Origin of the sequence: Aedoeadaptatus acetigenes (genome assembly GCF_025566985.1) — a bacterium.
In the GTDB taxonomy this organism is placed as follows: Bacteria; Bacillota; Clostridia; order Tissierellales; family Peptoniphilaceae; genus Aedoeadaptatus; species Aedoeadaptatus acetigenes.
Genome location: NZ_JAOQJD010000002.1, coordinates 135,634 through 153,318, shown reverse-complemented (window position 1 = coordinate 153,318; position 17,685 = coordinate 135,634). Strand labels below are relative to the sequence as shown.

21 protein-coding genes and 1 pseudogene are annotated in these 17,685 nt (G+C 51.5%); 5 read left to right on the top strand and 17 right to left on the bottom strand.

Annotated elements, in window-relative coordinates; all coding sequences use genetic code 11:
* Position 1: 1 nt before the first annotated feature.
* Positions 2-1,456: an IS1182 family transposase gene (locus OCV31_RS01685; RefSeq protein ID WP_148472003.1), complete on the bottom strand. Its 1,455-nt coding sequence runs from the start codon at positions 1,454-1,456 to the stop codon at positions 2-4.
* Positions 1,457-1,667: 211 nt separating this feature from the next.
* Between OCV31_RS01685 and OCV31_RS01680 the strand changes: the two genes are divergently transcribed.
* Entirely contained in the window at positions 1,668-1,997 is a 330-nt protein-coding gene (locus OCV31_RS01680) for a transposase family protein (protein ID WP_148472001.1), read from the top strand.
* On the opposite strand, the pseudogene OCV31_RS01675 reads toward OCV31_RS01680, so the two are convergent.
* Positions 1,984-2,373: pseudogene (locus tag OCV31_RS01675) on the bottom strand (transposase); the annotation flags it as partial. The gene OCV31_RS01680 and the pseudogene OCV31_RS01675 overlap by 14 nt on opposite strands.
* Positions 2,374-2,504: 131 nt before the next feature.
* Positions 2,505-2,861, bottom strand: coding sequence for an arsenate reductase family protein (locus OCV31_RS01670; protein WP_148471999.1), 357 nt, complete (start codon positions 2,859-2,861; stop codon positions 2,505-2,507).
* 30 nt (positions 2,862-2,891) lie between these two features.
* Here OCV31_RS01670 and OCV31_RS01665 point away from each other — a divergent pair, with 30 nt between their 5' ends.
* A complete protein-coding gene (locus OCV31_RS01665; RefSeq protein WP_148471997.1) occupies positions 2,892-3,572 on the top strand; it encodes a thermonuclease family protein in 681 nt (226 codons plus the stop codon).
* 112 nt (positions 3,573-3,684) lie between these two features.
* On the opposite strand, the gene OCV31_RS01660 is transcribed toward OCV31_RS01665, so the two are convergent.
* The 14 genes from OCV31_RS01660 to rpmH all read right to left on the bottom strand — a co-directional run bounded on the left by OCV31_RS01660 (position 3,685) and on the right by rpmH (position 14,346).
* On the bottom strand, positions 3,685-4,533 hold the full coding sequence (locus tag OCV31_RS01660) for a diacylglycerol/lipid kinase family protein (RefSeq protein ID WP_148471995.1): 849 nt from the start codon (positions 4,531-4,533) through the stop codon (positions 3,685-3,687).
* A complete protein-coding gene (locus tag OCV31_RS01655) occupies positions 4,530-5,117 on the bottom strand; it encodes a cyclodeaminase/cyclohydrolase family protein (RefSeq protein ID WP_148471994.1) in 588 nt (195 codons plus the stop codon). The genes OCV31_RS01660 and OCV31_RS01655 overlap by 4 nt, the downstream gene beginning before the upstream one ends.
* Positions 5,114-5,986 (bottom strand): PhzF family phenazine biosynthesis protein, encoded by an 873-nt coding sequence (locus OCV31_RS01650; protein WP_148471992.1) that lies wholly within the window; start codon positions 5,984-5,986, stop codon positions 5,114-5,116. The genes OCV31_RS01655 and OCV31_RS01650 overlap by 4 nt, the downstream gene beginning before the upstream one ends.
* Positions 5,979-6,815 carry a ParB/RepB/Spo0J family partition protein gene (locus tag OCV31_RS01645; protein WP_148471990.1) on the bottom strand — a complete coding sequence of 279 codons (837 nt, stop codon included), beginning with the start codon at positions 6,813-6,815 and terminating at the stop codon, positions 5,979-5,981. Before OCV31_RS01645 ends, OCV31_RS01650 begins: the two co-directional genes overlap by 8 nt.
* Positions 6,815-7,564 (bottom strand): ParA family protein, encoded by a 750-nt coding sequence (locus OCV31_RS01640; RefSeq protein WP_148471988.1) that lies wholly within the window; start codon positions 7,562-7,564, stop codon positions 6,815-6,817. The genes OCV31_RS01645 and OCV31_RS01640 overlap by 1 nt, the downstream gene beginning before the upstream one ends.
* Before the next feature lie 81 nt (positions 7,565-7,645).
* On the bottom strand, positions 7,646-8,068 hold the full coding sequence (locus OCV31_RS01635; protein WP_148471986.1) for a hypothetical protein: 423 nt from the start codon (positions 8,066-8,068) through the stop codon (positions 7,646-7,648).
* 1 nt (position 8,069) lies between these two features.
* A complete protein-coding gene (gene rsmG, locus OCV31_RS01630) occupies positions 8,070-8,771 on the bottom strand; it encodes a 16S rRNA (guanine(527)-N(7))-methyltransferase RsmG (protein WP_148471984.1) in 702 nt (233 codons plus the stop codon).
* A complete protein-coding gene (gene mnmG, locus OCV31_RS01625) occupies positions 8,752-10,659 on the bottom strand; it encodes a tRNA uridine-5-carboxymethylaminomethyl(34) synthesis enzyme MnmG (RefSeq protein ID WP_148471981.1) in 1,908 nt (635 codons plus the stop codon). The genes rsmG and mnmG overlap by 20 nt, the downstream gene beginning before the upstream one ends.
* Positions 10,660-10,668: 9 nt before the next feature.
* Positions 10,669-12,027 (bottom strand): tRNA uridine-5-carboxymethylaminomethyl(34) synthesis GTPase MnmE, encoded by a 1,359-nt coding sequence (gene mnmE / locus OCV31_RS01620; protein ID WP_148471979.1) that lies wholly within the window; start codon positions 12,025-12,027, stop codon positions 10,669-10,671.
* Positions 12,028-12,065: 38 nt separating this feature from the next.
* A complete protein-coding gene (jag, locus tag OCV31_RS01615; protein ID WP_148471977.1) occupies positions 12,066-12,905 on the bottom strand; it encodes an RNA-binding cell elongation regulator Jag/EloR in 840 nt (279 codons plus the stop codon).
* 1 nt (position 12,906) lies between these two features.
* Positions 12,907-13,626: a YidC/Oxa1 family membrane protein insertase gene (locus tag OCV31_RS01610; protein WP_317246786.1), complete on the bottom strand. Its 720-nt coding sequence runs from the start codon at positions 13,624-13,626 to the stop codon at positions 12,907-12,909.
* Between the two features lie 19 nt (positions 13,627-13,645).
* Positions 13,646-13,861 carry a membrane protein insertion efficiency factor YidD gene (yidD, locus tag OCV31_RS01605; RefSeq protein WP_108831351.1) on the bottom strand — a complete coding sequence of 72 codons (216 nt, stop codon included), beginning with the start codon at positions 13,859-13,861 and terminating at the stop codon, positions 13,646-13,648.
* On the bottom strand, positions 13,858-14,208 hold the full coding sequence (rnpA, locus tag OCV31_RS01600; protein WP_148471975.1) for a ribonuclease P protein component: 351 nt from the start codon (positions 14,206-14,208) through the stop codon (positions 13,858-13,860). The genes yidD and rnpA overlap by 4 nt, the downstream gene beginning before the upstream one ends.
* A gap of 3 nt (positions 14,209-14,211) precedes the next feature.
* Positions 14,212-14,346 carry a 50S ribosomal protein L34 gene (gene rpmH, locus OCV31_RS01595; RefSeq protein ID WP_148471973.1) on the bottom strand — a complete coding sequence of 45 codons (135 nt, stop codon included), beginning with the start codon at positions 14,344-14,346 and terminating at the stop codon, positions 14,212-14,214.
* Between the two features lie 477 nt (positions 14,347-14,823).
* On the opposite strand from rpmH, the gene dnaA reads away from it, so the two are divergent.
* The 3 genes from dnaA (at position 14,824) to yaaA (ending at position 17,630) form a co-directional block, all read left to right on the top strand.
* Complete coding sequence (dnaA, locus tag OCV31_RS01590) at positions 14,824-16,158, top strand: chromosomal replication initiator protein DnaA (RefSeq protein WP_148471971.1); 1,335 nt, start codon at positions 14,824-14,826, stop codon at positions 16,156-16,158.
* Positions 16,159-16,314: 156 nt separating this feature from the next.
* Positions 16,315-17,412, top strand: a complete 1,098-nt coding sequence (gene dnaN, locus OCV31_RS01585; RefSeq protein WP_148471969.1) for a DNA polymerase III subunit beta — start codon at positions 16,315-16,317, stop codon at positions 17,410-17,412.
* A complete protein-coding gene (gene yaaA / locus OCV31_RS01580; RefSeq protein ID WP_148471967.1) occupies positions 17,409-17,630 on the top strand; it encodes a S4 domain-containing protein YaaA in 222 nt (73 codons plus the stop codon). The genes dnaN and yaaA overlap by 4 nt, the downstream gene beginning before the upstream one ends.
* Positions 17,631-17,685: the final 55 nt, after the last annotated feature.

Here is a 17,685-nt window from a genome sequence, read left to right as displayed (position 1 = left end):
CTCAGAGTGCAGACAAACTCCGAATAAATTTCGGGGTTTGTCTCTTTTTTATGTATTTTTTCCATAAATTAGTAAAAGAAGGGCCGTCGCCTCCTCCGTCCCGCTCTTTTCGATCCATCATTAGTGCCAGTTTTTTCATGTTCATGCATGCAAAGGTCAGCACCGCTTTCAGGTCCATTTTCTTTCGTCCACGCTGGTTGGTGTAGCGAAGGCCATGGTATTCTTTGGCGCTGCCGAATTGCCGTTCGATGGTTTCTTTGCGTTGTTTGTATTCTGCTTTTCCTTGGGTGGTGTAGCGGTAGTCTTCCGCGACGTCCAGGGCGTCTTGCCACAGGTGACGAATAATGATTTTTTGATGGTTTTTGCTGGCGGTGCAGCGGTGAAGGGTAGGACAGTTTTTGCAGATTTTTGGATTGCTTTTGTATTCGCGGTAGCCTTCACGTGTCGTGGTGCTGTAGGGGAGGATGGTTTCTTCCGGGCAGAGGTAGCAGTTGTAGTAGGCGTCGTAGACGAAGTCGCGTTTGTAGTAGGGGTCGTCGAGGGCCGGTTTGTGTTTGGGCCGGGTGTAGGGGAAGACGGGCAGGATGTCTTTTTCAAGGAGGGTTTTGGCGATGGCCGGGGTTTTGTAGCCGGCGTCCATGACGAGTTTTTCCGGTTTTAAAGCTTGGAGTTTGGGGAGGAAGTCGAAGAAGGTGCTGCTGTCGTGGCGGTTGCCGGGAAAGCTTTGACAGGCGAGGATCCATCCGTGTCGGTCGCAGGCGGTTTGGATGGTGTAGGCAAAGACTTCTTTGTGCTCGCCTTTGTGAAAGAGGCCGCTTTCGGGATCGGTGGTGGATTGGGTGATGGTGGTGGTATCGCTGGGCGGGTTTTTCGGTGGTTTGAGGTCGTCTTTTCCGTGTGCGTTTCGATCGTCGGCAATTTCTTTTTCCAGCTGTTGTTGGTAGCTTCGCACGTGTTTCTTCACTGTGGCTTTTTTGTTTTTGTGGCGATTGGCATGGGCTTTGACGTGGGTGGCATCGACGAATTGGAGGCGTGTGTCGACGAAGCCTTGATCCATGGCTTGTTGAAGGATGTTGGTAAAGATGGACTCGAATAGGTCGGTGTCTTGAAAACGCCGACGGTAATTTTGCCCAAAGGTGGTGAAGTGGGGGATTTTATCGTAGAAGTCGAGTCCCAAGAACCAACGATAGGCCAGGTTGACTTCGACTTCTTTGATGGTTTGGCGCATGCTGCGAATGCCATAAAGGTGTTGAAGGAAGACGAGTTTAATGAGAACCACGGGGTCGATGCTTGGCCTTCCGTTGTCTGGGCAGTAAAGGTCTTCAACAAGATCATAGATGAAGTCGAAGTCCACGTAACGGTCAATTTTTCGCAAAAGATGATCTGTCGGCACGAGTTGATCCAGAGCGATCATTTGAATTTGTTCTACTTTTTTCTTGTCTTCTTTGTGCAGCATAGCAACCTCCTTTTTCTCTATTTTACTATAATTGAGGCGGATGCTGTTTGATGACACAAAAAAGGGAGGGTGAATCGGGTGATTCTCCCTCCCTTTGTCATCACTCTGAGGTGTGCATGACGCACACCTTGGGCTTCGGACAAACCTCGGATTTCATTCGGGGTTTGTTTTTTTATGGCTCTATAATATCCATTGGGGAGTAAGCTCCTCAATGGATATTTTTGTGCAAAAAGATAGCACTTGTTTTCCCTATCGCCTAAAATTAAATCACCACAAAATAATAAAGGGGGTCAAACAAGTGCAAAACAATATTACCACATTACTTTTAGGAATCCAAGACGTCGAGGTTACCGCTGTTTTAGAAGAAAGACGGCTCATTACCATTGACTGCAAACCCGTTCATGATCGGGTTTGTCCTCACTGTGGCTCGACCCACGCTTGGGTCCATGATCACCGGGAGCAAGTGCTTCGGGACGCACCGATGCGCCGAAAGCACGTGCTTCTGCGGGTTAAGAAGACACGGTATGAAGGATGTTGGTAAAGATGGACTCGAATAGGTCGGTGTCTTGAAAACGCCGACGGTAATTTTGCCCAAAGGTGGTGAAGTGGGGGATTTTATCGTAGAAGTCGAGTCCCAAGAACCAACGATAGGCCAGGTTGACTTCGACTTCTTTGATGGTTTGGCGCATGCTGCGAATGCCATAAAGGTGTTGAAGGAAGACGAGTTTAATGAGAACCACGGGGTCGATGCTTGGCCTTCCGTTGTCTGGGCAGTAAAGGTCTTCAACAAGATCATAGATGAAGTCGAAGTCCACGTAACGGTCAATTTTTCGCAAAAGATGATCTGTCGGCACGAGTTGATCCAGAGCGATCATTTGAATTTGTTCTACTTTTTTCTTGTCTTCTTTGTGCAGCATAGCAACCTCCTTTTTCTCTATTTTACTATAATTGAGGCGGATGCTGTTTGATGACACAAAAAAGGGAGGGTGAATCGGGTGATTCTCCCTCCCTTTGTCATCACTCTGAGATGCGTCGGTGCGCATCTGAATTATTTCTTTTCCTCTTCGGCCCATTTCTTCCACACGTCGGGCGCGTGGCCCAAGACCGCCCGCTTTTTGCTCCGTACGATAGGCAGCTTCATGACGCTCGGGTGATCGATAATATAGGCCTCTTTGCTTTCATCCGTCGCGTACTTCACATAGGCCAGGCCGTCGGCGTCTTTGGAGTTTTCGTCGATCCAGGCGTCCAGGCCGCCGATGGAGGATGTAATGGAATCGAATTCGCCCCACGACATTTCCACTTCATTTAAATCAATAAACTGAAATTTAATGCCCCGCTCCTTAAAAAAGCGCTGGGCTTTTTTCGTGTCGTTATTTTTCTTCGTGCCGAAAATTTGAATGGCCATGGCTCTCCTTCTTTCTGTTATACTGAGGGTATGAAACATTTAAACAAACGCTTACGAACATTTTTACTGATTGTACTGGCTCTGGCGGCGTCCTTTACCGCCAAAGAGGGCCTTTCTCCCGCGCCAAGCGCCACGAGCGGCGTCACAGTGAAGCGGGTAGTGGACGGGGACACGCTCATTATCGACGACGGCAAGGACACCCGGGTGCGACTCATCGGTGTGGACACGCCGGAGACGGTGAAGCCACGGGGCCGCGTGGAGCCTTGGGGAAAAGAGGCCTCGGATTTTTCGAAGAAGACCCTTACGGGAAAGTCCGTCTATTTGGAATACGACGAGGAAAAAGAGGACCATTACGGCCGCACTCTGGCCTATATTTGGACGGAAGACCCGAGGAAAAGCGACAAGCCCAAGGAGGAGATCCTCTTTAACTACCAATTGGTGGCCTCCGGCTACGCCCGGGAGCGGGCCTACGGGCCCAACACGAAGTATCAGGCTATTCTCCACGAAGGGGAGATCGTCGCCATGGATCACGTGCGGGGCATTTGGGCCGTGGAGGGAAAGGAAGGGCCGGCCAAGGGCAATAAAAAGAGCAAGATCTATCATTTGCCTTCGGACAAATCCTACGATAGGGTGTCGCCGCAGAATACGGTGATTTTCGAAAACGCCATGGAGGCGGAGCGCGCCGGCTATCAACGCACCTTCAGCCGCTAGTTGTTTACGGCCCTGTTCTTATGAACGGGGCTGTTTTTTTGCGGAAATTTTTATCCCCGCGCCTTTCGCGGGGCTTTCATCCGGAATGTATTTTATCAATATGGTGATGGATTTACTTATTCAACGGCCCGACATAGAGGAGCTCCTTGGGCAGGATGCGCACTTTCACAGGCCCTTTTTCCCGGAAGTTCTCCCCGTCTAAATTGACATTAGCCTCTTCGAGAAGGGTAAATTCCATGGACTGAGCGGATCGGCGCACCATGTCTTTTTTCCAAAGGCGATCTTTTCCCGCAAAGAGACAGATCAAAAAGGGCAGTATGAATTTCAATCGGCTCTTGCCCGCCCCTAAAAAGAGGAGTTCGCCGGAAAAGGGGCTTGCCTCGGGAAAAATGGGAAAGCCGCCGCCGTAATAGCCGCCGTTTCCTATGGTAAAGAGGGTCCAGCGCGTGAGGGCGAGGCCTTCTTTTTTTATGGTCACGGGACGATAGGTAAACAGCGTCTTTACCACGCTTATGGTGTAACTGAAGGGGCCGAAACGCTTCATGCCGTCGCTGTTATTGGCGTTTACGTCGGCGTCGAATCCCACGGAAGCGATATTGATAAAGTAGCGATCGTTCCACATGGCGAGATCCATGGGGCGAGGCGCCGCTTTTTTCGCTTCTTTTAATATAGTGAACATATCTCCCTTCAGGCCCAAGGATCTGGCGAAGTCGTTGCCGCTTCCCGCCGGCACGACGGTGAGTTTTCGCGCCGCAGTCTTCATCATGGCGTTGACCACGGCAAAGATGGTGCCGTCGCCGCCTACGGCCACGAAGTGATCGTACTCGGCCAAGTCCTTCGCCTCGTAGTCAGATATGGAGCCCTGTGCCATGGCGTAGTCCTCTTTCCACACGCTCTCGGCGGCCGCCTCCCGCCGCTTCTCCCCTGTGAGGCGAGGGCTCAGGACGAAAAGGGTCTTCATGCCCGGTGAAATGCCCGCACTTCGCCATGCACCTCGACCATCACCTCGGTCATGGCCTGAATTTTTTCCCGATAAACGCCTTTGGTGGCCTCGTCTTTTAAGGCAGCCACATTGAGCATGGCCGTGTCTTTGGCGCCGTTAAAGGCCGTAAGGGCCAGATCTGCCGCCATGGTGAGGTCGCTCAGGGCTTCGTCGCCGATAAATTCTTCCTGGGCCTTCAGGGTTTTGACCACGCCCAATACCGCTTCCATGGTGGATAGGGGCACGTCGATGGCCCGCTTATAGCCTTCTTCGATGGCGAGGCTGCGAATTTTTTTCTCTTCCTCCGTGGTCTTTGCCATGCGAAAGGCCTTCAGCACGTCGTCGAAAGAGGTGCTGTCGTCGTCGATGTTTTTTTGGAGTATCTCGGAAAATTTCCCGTAGGCCGTGGCTTTATCCTCGGCTTTCGAAAGATTCAACACCATGGCGGCGAGGGATGCGGCCAGGGCGCCGCAGAGGGCGGCGATGGAGCCGCCGCCGGGGACGGAACTCGTGTCCTCGGCTTTTTTAATGTAATCTGTTAAGCTCATATTCGCTAATTTCATATGCGCATAATTCCTTCCATGACGACACAGGCTTTGCCGCCCACGTAAATCGCGCCGTCGATTTCATCGAGGACGATCTCCGAGGGCCGGCCGATTTCTTCCCCTTGGCTGCAGGTGATTTTTCTTCGGGCCAAGCGATTTTTTTCCTTTAAATAGGCGTACATGGCGCCGCTTGCCGTCCCCGTGCCGGATTCCTCCCAAATGCCCACGGAGGGAGCGAAATTCCTCTGAACGACGCATCCGTCCCCGTCGTAAGAAAAGAGATGGAAGCATTGGCAGCCGTATTTTTCCGTAAGACGAGCCATGCGTCGGCGCTTGGGCTCCATCTTTTTCAGCACGGCCTTCTCTCTTACGGGAATGACCATGGCCCTGATTCCCGCGTCGATGACGGCGGGCTTTAATTCTGCGTCGAGATCCTCAAGGTCCAACTTAAAGGCCTCGGCCACTTCCCGGACATCCTCTATTTCTTCCACGAGCTTCATTTTCGGCAGCTCGATCTGTACGAAGCTCACTTTTTCTTCATGAAATTGAATTTTTACCCGCAGGGCGCCGGCCTTGGTATACTGGCGAATCTGCACCTCTTCTTCCCGTCCGTTGATGTAGCCGAGATGCGCCAAGGTCCAAAAGGTCCCCAGGGCCGCGTGACCGGAGAGGGACACCTCCTTCACCGGAGAAAAGTAGCGTACGTGGTAAATATCCGTGTCCAATCGGCGAACGCAGGTGGTTTCCGAGTGCTTCAGCTCCCGCGCCGCCTTCAGGCATTCCTCGTCGGTCATTTTTCCCTCGGTGAGCACCACGCCCGAAGGATTTCCAACGAAGGAGCGGTCTGTGTATGCGTCCGCAACGAAGTATCTGTATTCCCTAACCATCGATGTCTTCTCCCAAAATAATGTCGCAAAGGCGCATTAAATCCGCCTCCGTGTAGTAGTCGATGACGATTTTTCCCTTCTCGTGATTGCCTTTGATCTCCGTCTTCGTACCCAAGACCTCCATCAGGCTGTTTTCCAAATAACTGTAGTAGCCCTGATGGCTCTTCGCCTTATTCGTCGACTTTTTCGTGTTTTCCGTGCTCTCGGCGATGGTTTGGCCCTCGTCCACCATGCGCTTCGCCTGCTTGATCTGCTCCCTGCCGTCTTTTACGGAGAGCAGGAGTTTGCCCTGACTGATGGAAAGTTCTTCTCGTCGAAGCATTTCCTTGACCACGGGCTCGAGCTTCAACAGGCGCAAGCTGTTGGCGATGTAGGGGCGGGATTTGCCTACGAGGCCGGCGATTTTTTCCTGGGTGTACTTGTATTTCTTTCTTAATGTATCGTAGGCCTCGGCCTCTTCCATGGGATTTAAGTCTTCCCGCTGAATGTTTTCGATAAGGGAAATTCGATCGCCTTTTTCCTCGTCCACGTCGATGAAGCGCACGGGGACTTCTTTTAATCCGGCCTTCTTCGCCGCCCTGAGCCGCCGCTCACCGGCGATTAAGAGGTTTTTGTCCCCGTCTTTTTTAATTAAGAGGGGTTGAAGCACGCCCACGGCCTCAATACTTTCCGCCAATTCCTCGATGCTCTCTTCGGAGAAGTGCTTTCTCGGCTGATGGGGATTGGCTTCGATAACGTTCACCGCCAAGGTCTCGGAAGTTTTCTCTTCTTCCTGTTGGGGCCCGAAAAAATTATCCAGACCGCGACCTAAACCCCGTTTCTTTTCCATCAGGACCTCCTCTTTTCAACTTCGTCGGCCAAAGACGCGTAGGCCTTTGCGCCGCGACTGTTTTTGTCGTAATCCATAATGCTCATGCCGTAGGAAGGCGCCTCCGCCAGGCGCACGTTTCTCGGGATCACCGTGGAGAAAACGGCGTCTTTAAAGTAGTTCTTTACCTCTTCCACCACCTGCATGCTGAGATTCGTTCGGCCGTCATACATGGTGAGGAGCACGCCCTCGATTTCCAAATCGGGATTAAAGCCGCCCCGCACCAGCTGAATGGATTCCATAAGCTGCGACAGGCCTTCCAAGGCGTAGTATTCGCATTGCACGGGAATCAGAATGCCGTCCGCCGCTGTAAGGGCCAAGATGGAAAGAATTCCCAAGGACGGCGGGCAGTCCATGACGATGTAATCGTAGCCCTCGAGCTCGGCGATGCGATCCTTCAGCACCGTCTGCCAATCGTCCCTTCGGGCAAATTCGATTTCGATCCCAGCCAAACCGGCACCGGAGGGGATAATGGACAAATTCTCTTTCACCTGAACGGCGAAATCTCCCTCGGCTCCAAGAAGGTAATCGTAAATCATTTCCTCACGATCTTTTTCTATGTTTAATCCGCTAGTGGCGTTCCCCTGCGGATCTAAATCCAAAATCAACACGCGATGGCCCTTATTTGCCAGGGCATCTGCTAAATTTATTACTGTGGTTGTCTTGCCGACGCCGCCTTTTTGATTAAAGACGGCAATGCTTCTCGTCATAATGCCACTCCCTTCTTTCATATAGTATCAAAGCTTCGGGCAAATAAAAAGAGCGGAGTGTTCCATGTGGAACATTTCCGCTCAATTATTTTTTTCTTCTGTTTTTGTTCCGTCATCGATTGTTCCACGTGGAACATTTTTGTCCTCTCGTTTTAAATAGATGACTTTTTCCTCGTCGGTCTTGCTGTTCGTTATGACGATGCGCTCGTGGTCGTCGTCCGTATTCTCCGGGTGCTCTTCTTTTTCTCGGGCCATGCGACGCTCCTTTAGATACTCGCTTCTGGCGTCCACGTATTCACGGCGGGAGAGAAAGATTAAATAGAGGGCCGCGACAATGGCCACGGCGGGGAAGAGGAAGCGGATCGGCTCGATAAATAAACCCCCAGCGCCCATGTAGGCGGCGCCGCTTACGAGACACAGGAGGATTAAAACCGCAGCCGTCTTCGTGCGTTTTTTGTAGAGATTGTAGATAAGAAATGCCAGTGCCGGAATATAAAAGATCATATTAGAGAGGATCCTTCCGCGGTTTGCCGCCGCCTCGCGGATATTTCTCCGGCGTTCCCTTCACCTTTTTAATGACCACCAAATGGCGCTCGTCGCCGCCGGGAAGTCGGAGGTCCACAATTTCCTCGAGCTGTCCGCCTAAAATCTCTATGGCCCGTTTGGCTTCCTCAACTTCTTCCACACCTTCGGCGCCCTTCATGGCAATAAGATGGCCGCCTAGGCGCACAAAGGGAAGGCAGTATTCCGCCAAAATGGGAAGCCGCGCCACAGCGCGGGAGACGACGAGTCCGTATTGCTCGCGGAATTTTCTGTCCCGCCCGGCTTCTTCGGCCCGACCGTGGAAGGTGCTTACATTGGTAAGGCCCAGCTCCTTCACCACGTGATCCAGAAAAGTAATCCGCTTATTTAAGCTGTCCATAAGATGCACGTCCCGCTCCGGCGACACCATGGCGAGCACCATGCCGGGAAAGCCGGCGCCGGTGCCTAAATCCAGAATCTTTCCCGTGCCCTCATAGGCCGCCGTCAATGTGGGGGTGAGGGAGTCGATAAAATGTTTGTTCATCATATCGTCTTCGTCGGTGATGCGGGTGAGGTTCATGCGCTCGTTCCAGTCCAAGAGGATGTCGCCGTAGCGATCGAAGGCCTTGGTGGGGATCTCTACGGGAAATTGCTTCAGATAGTCCTTACGCGTCTGCCAGTTCATTTGCCGCCTCCCTGTGTTTCTGTTCCAAATAAATTAAAAGGACATTAATATCCGCCGGGCTCACGCCGCTGATGCGGCTCGCCTGTCCCACGGACTCCGGTTGAATCTTCGAGAGCTTTTCCTTGGCTTCGTTTCTCAAACCGCCGATGGCGCCGTAATCCAGGTCCTTGGAAAGCATTTTCGTCTCCATCTTCCGGAACTTTTGAATTTGCGCCGCCTGCTTTTCGATGTAGCCCTTGTAGCGAATATCCGTCTCCACCTCGTCGATGACGTGGCGGGGAAGTGCCGGCCTATCGGGATCGAAGACGGCCAGTCGATCGTAGGTCAGCTCCGGCCGCTGCATAAGGTTTAACAGGGGCGTAGCGTTTTTAAGGGTGGCCGAACCGAGATCCGCCAGCTTTTCGATGTTTTCGTCCGTGGGATTGATCTGAATGGAGGCCAGGCGCGCCCGTTCCTTTTCGATGGCATCCCGTCGCTCCAGGAACTTTTCGTACTGTTCGTCGCCCACCAAACCGATTTCCCGCCCAAGCTCTGTGAGACGCAGATCCGCATTGTCCTGGCGCAGGGTAAGGCGATACTCCGCACGAGCCGTCATCATGCGGTAGGGCTCTCGGGTGCCCTTGGTGACGAGATCGTCGATTAAGACGCCGATATAGGCCTGATCCCGCCCCAAGATAAAAGGTTCTTTGCCCTCGATGGAAAGGGCCGCGTTGATTCCCGCCATGAGTCCTTGGGCCGCCGCCTCTTCGTAGCCGCTGGAGCCGTTGATCTGGCCCGCCATGTAGAGATTCGGCGCGTCGGTGACCTGAAGGCTTAACCGTAGTTTCGTGGCGTCGATGGCGTCGTACTCGATGGCATAGGCCGGGCGCATAAATTCGCAATTTTCCAGGCCGTCGATCTTTTTGTAGAGGGCCATTTGCACCTCTACAGGTAGGGAGGAAGAGACGCCCTGAACGTAGATTTCTTTCGTGTGGAGCCCCTCCGGCTCGAGAAAGACCTGGTGGCGATCCCGATCGGCGAAGCGAGTCACCTTGTCTTCAATGGAAGGGCAGTAGCGGGGGCCGATGCCCTCGATGTCTCCCATGGCCATGGCGGAGCGATGGATGTTTTCCCGAATGATTTCGTGGCATTCAGGGGTCGTGTAAGTTAAGTAGCATTTAATCTGCTCCTTCTCACTGTAATCCACGTCGAAATTGGAGAAGGAGAAAGGCACGATGGTTTCATCGCCCATTTGCACGTCCATGCCCGTAAAGTCGATAGAATCCCGGTGCACCCGCGCCGGCGTTCCGGTCTTCATGCGCATGGTCTTAAGGCCCAGGCCCTCGATGGCGGCGGTAAGCTGATTGGCCGGTTGCATGCCGTCGGGGCCGGAAGCGTAGTTCACCTCGCCCATAAATACCCGGCCGCGGAGGTAGGTTCCCGTAGCTAAAATGGTCTTCTTGGATTTATAAATGGCGCCGCTCTTGCCGATAACGCCTGAAACTTCCCCGTCTTCCATGTAAAAATCCACGGCCTCGTCCTGAATCAGGTGGAGATTTTTCGTGTTTTCCAAAGTCTCCTTCATGGCGGCGTGGTAGTCCCACTTGTCCGCCTGAGCCCTGAGGGAGTGGACCGCCGGGCCCTTGGAGCGATTCAACATGCGGCATTGGATAAAGGTCTTGTCGATGTTTCTTCCGATTTCGCCGCCCAATGCGTCGATTTCCCGCACCAAGTGGCCCTTACCTGTGCCCCCTACATTGGGATTGCAGTTCATGGCCGCCACGGCATTTAAATTAATGGTAAGAATGGCCACAGAATGGCCCATGCGCGCCGCCGCCAGGGCCGCTTCGCAGCCCGCATGGCCCGCGCCGACGACGACGATATCGACGGTTTTCGCTAAAAAATTCATTTTCGCTCCTTATTTTCCGATACAAAATTTAGAGAATACGTGGTCCAAGACTTCCTCGCCGGCGGTTTGGCCGGTGATTTCGCCTAATTTCAAAAACGCGTCCTCCACGTAGACCTCGGCGAGATCCAGTCCGACCCCCGAACGTATGTCCTCTACCGCCTTCGAGAGGGATTCCACGGCTTCCGCGAGAAGAAGCTTGTGGCGCAGGGAATAGATCTGTATCTCGTCTTCTTCGATGGTGCCGGAGAGGAACCAGGATTCGATCAAATCCTCCACGGCAGCCAGGCCCTCGTCTCGAATAAAGCTGGTCTCGATGACGGCGCCCGGGAAATAGGCCTCCATGGCTTCTTTGTCCAACACCGACCCGAGATCCTGCTTATTTAAGAGGCAAATCACCCGCTTGTCCTTGATCCGCTCGATGATTTCCATGTCTTCTTCTTCAAGGGGGCGGGAGGCGTCGAAGAGGGCGATAATGAGATCCGCCTCTTCCATGCTCGCCATGGCCCGCTCGATGCCGATCTGCTCGATGGTGTCCTGGGTCTTTCGAATCCCCGCCGTGTCCTGAATGCGAAGGTGGATCCCGTCCAGGGAGTAACTCGCCTCGAGCACGTCCCGAGTGGTGCCGGGAATGTCCGTGACGATGGCCTTGTCTTCCCGGAGCATTTTATTTAAAAAGGAACTCTTTCCCACATTGGGCTTGCCTACAATGGCCGTGGCGATGCCTTCCTGTACCAATTTCCCTCGGGTAAAGGTGGATTCCAAGGCCTTCATTTCGGCTAAAATGGCCTCGCAGGTAGTGATCAGGGCGCTTACATCCACGGGCTCCACCTCTTCCGTGGAAAAGTCGATGTCCGCCACCAAATGGGCCAAAGTGTCCTTGATCCGCGTGCGGAAGCCCTCGATCTTTCGGTACAAATGGCCGGTGAGCTGACGGGCGCTCTGCTTTTGGGCCGAGACGCTTTCCGCTTCGATCATGTCGATAATGGCCTCGGCTTCCGTTAAATCAAGCTTTCCGTTTAAAAAGGCGATCTTCGTAAACTCGCCCCGCTTCGCCGGCTCCGCCCCGGCGGAAATAAAGCAGTTTAAAATGCGCTCCAGGCCGATGCGACTGCCGTGGGCCTGAATTTCCACCATGTCCTCGCCGGTGTAGCTGAAGGGTGCGCGAAAGGCCACGGCCAAGACCTCGTCCACCACCTCGCCTTCGGAGACGATGTGGCCGTAGAGAAGCTTTCGGTCGTTTGCAGGATCTTCAAGACTCTGTTTGCCCCGAAAAAAGCCGCAGGCCAGAGAAATGGCCGCATCTCCGCTTAATCGCACGATGCCGATCCCCGCGGGAGACTTTGCCGTAGATATAGCCGCAATTGTCATAGTAGTCAACCTTTCCTATAAAAAAGCCTTCATAGAGACTATGAAGGCTGGGATGTATCCTTATGAATGACGACGCGCCTGTGGGGATCTTTCCCCTCGCTCCGCGTTCGAATGCCGTCGACATTGGCCAGGCAGGCGTGAATGATGCGCCTTTCCTGTGCATTCATCGGCTCCAATTTAATGGATTTATTCGTCTTTAATACTTTGTTCGCCGTCTTGCCGGCGATGCGCTTCAGCACCTGCTCCCGCTTTTTGCGGTAGCCGCTGCAGTCCACGATGACCCGGCGAAATTCTTCGCTCCGTTGGTTCACCATGGCGGAAAGCACGATTTGAATGCCGTTTAACGTGGATCCGTGCTTGCCGATGACAATGCCCGTCTCCTCTTTCTTGCCGTCGATGGACACGTCGATCTCATTTTCATTGAAATCCACGGATAGGGTATAGGCCAAGTCCATGGCCCCCATAATTCGGTCGATGTAGTCGCGAATCATGGCTTCCATTTCCTCGTCGTTTAAGCGCTCGAAAGCCGGTTCCTCCGGCGTGGCTTCGGCTTCTTCCTCTTCTTCGGATTCTGCGAAAACCTCGTCCGATTCCTCATCTTCCACCGCTTCTTGCGCTTCTTGTTGAGCCTTTTCGTCCAAAACCGTGCGCACGGTTTGGATTTCTTCATCCTTTAAAATGGATTCCACAATGTCCTTGTGGTCCATTTTTTTCTTCACCTTGACAATAGCATCCTTGCCCCCAATCAGCCCTAAAAAGCCGCCGGAGGGCTCTTCAATTACTTCGATTTCCACCTCACCTGGGGTGGCTTTCAACTCGAGGAGGGCCTTTTCCACGGCCTCGTCGATGGTTTTTGCCGATTGAATGGAGAAATTCATGCTATGCCTCCGCTTCTTTTTCTTTTTCGATAATTTTGTTGCTCACATATTGTTGGAAAATCGTGTAGATACTACCGACGATCCAGTACAAGACCAAACCCGCCGCCATCTTTCTCGCGAAAACAAAGATCATAATGGGCATCATCATGGACATGGTGCGCATCATTTGCTCCGATTGCTCCGTAGACGGGGCCTTGTTGCTCTTTTGCACGATGTAGGTGGATAGCCAGGTAAAAAAGGCTGCTATAATAGGGAAAATCATCCCCGTAGGGTCCACCTTATCGAGGTTTTGAATAAAAAAGAAATTCTTCTGTATGGACGCGTAAAATTCCGGATTCGTAAAGGCAAATTTCGTCGGAAACATAAAGATCCGATAAAAAGCCAAGAGAACGGGGAATTGAACCAGCATGGGCAAACAGCCGCTTAAAGGATTAAATTGTGCTTCCTTGTAGAGCTGAGACTGTTTTTGCGCCAAGAGCTGGGGGTCTTTTTCGTATTTTTTTTGAATTTTTTTCATTTCCGGCTGCAATTTCGCCATCTTCAACTGGTTTTTCGTTTGGAATAAATTCAAAGGCAAAAGGGCCAAACGGAAAAGCAGGGTCGTGATAATAATGGAAATCGCATAAAAGGAAATCATCTTCGGTTCCGAGCCGATTCCCGCCAAGAAATTGTAAATGGCGTGGAGAAGGGTGCCGAAGAAACTCGCTAAAGCGTTAATCAAGTGAACTTCCTCCTAATCTCTATGGAAGTGGATCATAGCCGCCCTTATGAAAAGGGTGACAGCGTAAAACGCGCCTTACGGTTAAATAAAGCGCCTTAAAGAACGGGTATGTTGAAAAAGCTTCGTAGCCGTATTGGCTGCACGTCGGATAAAACCTGCAGTGCGCCCCGGGCAATACATAAGGAGAAATCACTTTTTGGTAAAAACGAATCAGTCCCAAGGCCAAAGTCCTCATGACTTTTTGCCCCCCTTTAGAAACTTCGATACGCGAAACAGATGGTAAAAGGCGGATTTCATGGTTTTAAAATCTAAATCCGCCACATTATTTTTGACGACGATGACGTAATCGTAGCCCGGCGTGAGGCGCGGATACGCTTCCTGATAAAGGGCTTTCAGCCGTCTTTTTATTTTATTACGAACAACGGCCTTGCCCACCTTCTTGTTGATGGAAAAACCCATCCTGGAATGGGCCAGGCCGTTTCGCTTGACGTAAAGAGTAAAATTTCTGTTACCGAACGTTTTTCTCTTCCTATATACTTTTTTAAAATCCCCGTCTTTCGTCAGAAAGTACTTTTTTTCCATGGATTATGCGGAAAGTCTTTTTCTTCCCTTAAGTCTGCGGGCGCGCAAAACCTTACGACCGCCGCGCGTTCTCATGCGTGCACGAAAACCGTGTTCTCTTTTTCTTTGTTTGCGTTTCGGTTGGTACGTTCTTTTCATGATTACACCTCCTCTGTCGGGATAAAAAAATGCCCAATGGACCTATTTTTTTTAAATACACTCTATATATTATAGGGACTCATCCCCTTGAAGTCAATGAATATAGAGGAATTTCCTCCCTCTCCTCGCAAAAAAAATCGCCGAAGGACGGATTTTTAAAGGCCCGTGAAGGCGCCGGACATGTTGATAACTTTTTTATATTTGTGTATAATTATTTCGAGCCTGTGAATAAAAAGATTGCCTGTCGATACATTGTAGTTATTCACACTCTGTGTATAACTTGTTGATAAGTATCTTCTTTTCACAGAATTTCCCGTAAAATACGAAAAAATAGTCCCGGTTTATAAACAAATGCATTTCGAGTCATTGTTCATAAACAGTTTATCCCCACAATCCACAATCTTGTGGATTTTTTCATCCATAGAGATTTTTCCACATGTGAATATGTTAATACATAGCTTTAAGGAGCGAACGTCTATGTCAACCGATGTTAAAACCCTGTGGGACGATGCCTTTCAATTGATTCTCGAAGAAAACCTCTACGAGTCCCAAATCAATACCTGGTTTCGCCCGATTCAACCCATCGCCATTCGCGACGACGCCTTGATCTTAGGCGTGAGCCGTGAATTCGTCTTAAATCATTTAAAAAAGAACAACAACAATTACAAAAACCTCATTCGCCGCGTCGTAAAAGAAGCCGGCGGAAGGGATTTGGACATTCAATTCGTCCTCACCGCCGACGGGGAGGGCCGGGCCATGCCTGCGGAAAATGCCGCCGAATCCCTGTCTCACTTAAATCCGAAATACACCTTCGACTCCTTCGTCGTGGGCCAGTCCAATCAATTTGCCCACGCAGCCTCCTTGGCCGTGGCGGAAAATCCCATCGAAGCCCACGCCAACCCCTTGTTTATCTACGGCGGCGTCGGCCTGGGTAAAACCCACTTAATGCATGCCATCGGCCATTTTATGCATCGAAACGATCCGAACAAGCGGATTTTGTACGTGACCAGCGAGCAGTTTACCAACGAATTTATCGCATCCATTCAAACCAATCGCAACGAGGAATTCCGCAGAAAGTATCGGTCCCAAGACCTGCTTTTAATCGACGACATTCAATTTATCGCCGACAAGGAATCCACCATGGACGAGTTTTTCCACACCTTTAACGAGCTCCACGCCCGGGACAAGCAAATTGTACTCACCAGCGACAAGCCGCCGAAGGACATTCAAAAACTGGAGCAGCGGCTTATTTCCCGCTTCGCCTGGGGCCTCGTGGTGGACATTCAGGCGCCGGATCTGGAAACCCGCATCGCTATATTAAGGAACAAAGCCGAAAGCGACGGCTTCGACGTTCCCGACGAGGTGATCAATTACATCGCCACCCACGTAAAGAGCAATATCCGTGAACTGGAAGGGGCCCTTTCTCGGGTTACGGCCTATTCCAAACTCACCACCGGCGTCATTACGGAAGAGACGGCGGCGACAGTGCTGAAAGATATTTACGAAAACAACCGACCCGTCGCCATTACGGTGGAGCGAATCAAGGACGTGGTTTGCGAAAAGTATCAATTAACTGTGGAGCAAATGGACAGCAAAAAGCGCTCACGCCCCTTGGCCTATCCCCGACAAATCGCCATGTACCTGACCCGGGAGCTGACGGATATGTCTCTTCCGAAAATCGGTCAGGAATTCGGCGGAAGGGATCACTCCACGGTGATTCACGCCTGCGATAAGATCAAAGACGATATGGAAAAAGACACCAATCTCTACGTCACCATCGAATCGTTGAAAGAAACCATTAAGGGCAATTAGTCGGATTGTGGATAAAAGAGAAACCATCCACGGGGATATCCATAAATTATCCACAGGATGATCACGACGCGGATCCTTTTAAAGGGGACTATCCACAAATTCACAGCCCCTACTACGAATACGAAGTACTAATCTAATAGTTGAGGAGGAAAGCATTTGAAATTTCAAATCGAAAAATCCGCATTGGCTTCCATCGTCTCCACCGTCTCCCGGGCCATTTCAGCAAAGACGAGCATGCAAATATTGGAAGGCATCTACATGGAGGCCACGGAAGATCAATTGATCCTAAGAGCCACGGACACGGAAATCTCCATGGAATCCCGCCACGCCTGTTTCGTGGAAGAGGCGGGAAGCATCGTATTAAATGCCTCTTTATTCGGAGACATTGTGCGCAAGCTCCCCAACGCCATGGTGCATATAAAAAGCGAAGGTCAAAAGCTTTCCCTGGTCTGCGAGCAGTCGGAATTTGAAATTATGGGCCAAAATCCGGAGGAATACCCGCAGCTGCCGGAACTGGGCGGCGAAGAAAAAATCGTGGTCACCGGCGAAGCCTTGCTAAAGGCCTTTAAAGAGACCCAATTCGCCACATCCAACGACGACATGCGCATCGTCTTAACCGGCGTGCTCCTAGACGTTCAGCCGGAAGGCATTACCTTCGTGGCCTTGGACGGCTACCGCATGGCCTTGAGCCGCATTCGTGGAGAACAGTCCGTGCGTCGGGATTTAATCTTGCCGGCGAGAGGCGTGTCGGAAATCACAAAGCTCATCGACGAAACCAAGACCCTTACGCTGGAAATCGGAAACAACCACGTCTTGATTCAATTCGACGAGACGAAATTTTTCACCAAGCTCTTAAACGGCGAATTTTTCCGCTACAACAGCCTGATCCGCACGGAGCACGACGTGAAAGTGACCTGTGACAGAAAACAGTTAATCGACGCCTTGGAGCGGGCCAGTTTAATGACGGGCAAGGAGCGAAACGGCTTGGTGCGTCTGGAAATTAAAGACGATCAAATCGAAATCCTCTCCAATTCCGAAGTAGGGAAGGTTCACGAAACCATTCGCGCCGAAAAGACGGGGAATGATCTCACCATCGCCTTTAACGCTCGCTACTTATTGGAAGGAATTCGCGTCATGGACGAGGAGACCATTTCCCTCGGCTTTACCGACGCGGTGAATCCCTGCATTATTACGCCCTTGGAAGGGACGGACAGCCTGTATCTCGTCTTGCCCGTAAGGTTGGCCAATCTATGAAAATAACGACGGACTACATTAAGCTCGACAGCTTTTTAAAATACGTGCAGTGGGTGGATTCCGGCGGCATGGCTAAAATGGTGGTCTCCGACGGCCTGGTCTATGTAAACGGCGAAATGGAACATCGCCGGGGCAGAAAGCTCTACCCGGGCGATGTGGTGGAGTTTATGGGAGAAAAAGACACCATTGAGAAGGACGAGACCCATTTGTCGGAATAGAACATTTGTACTATACTAAGGGAAACGAATGAAAATTCAACGGGGCGGGAGGACG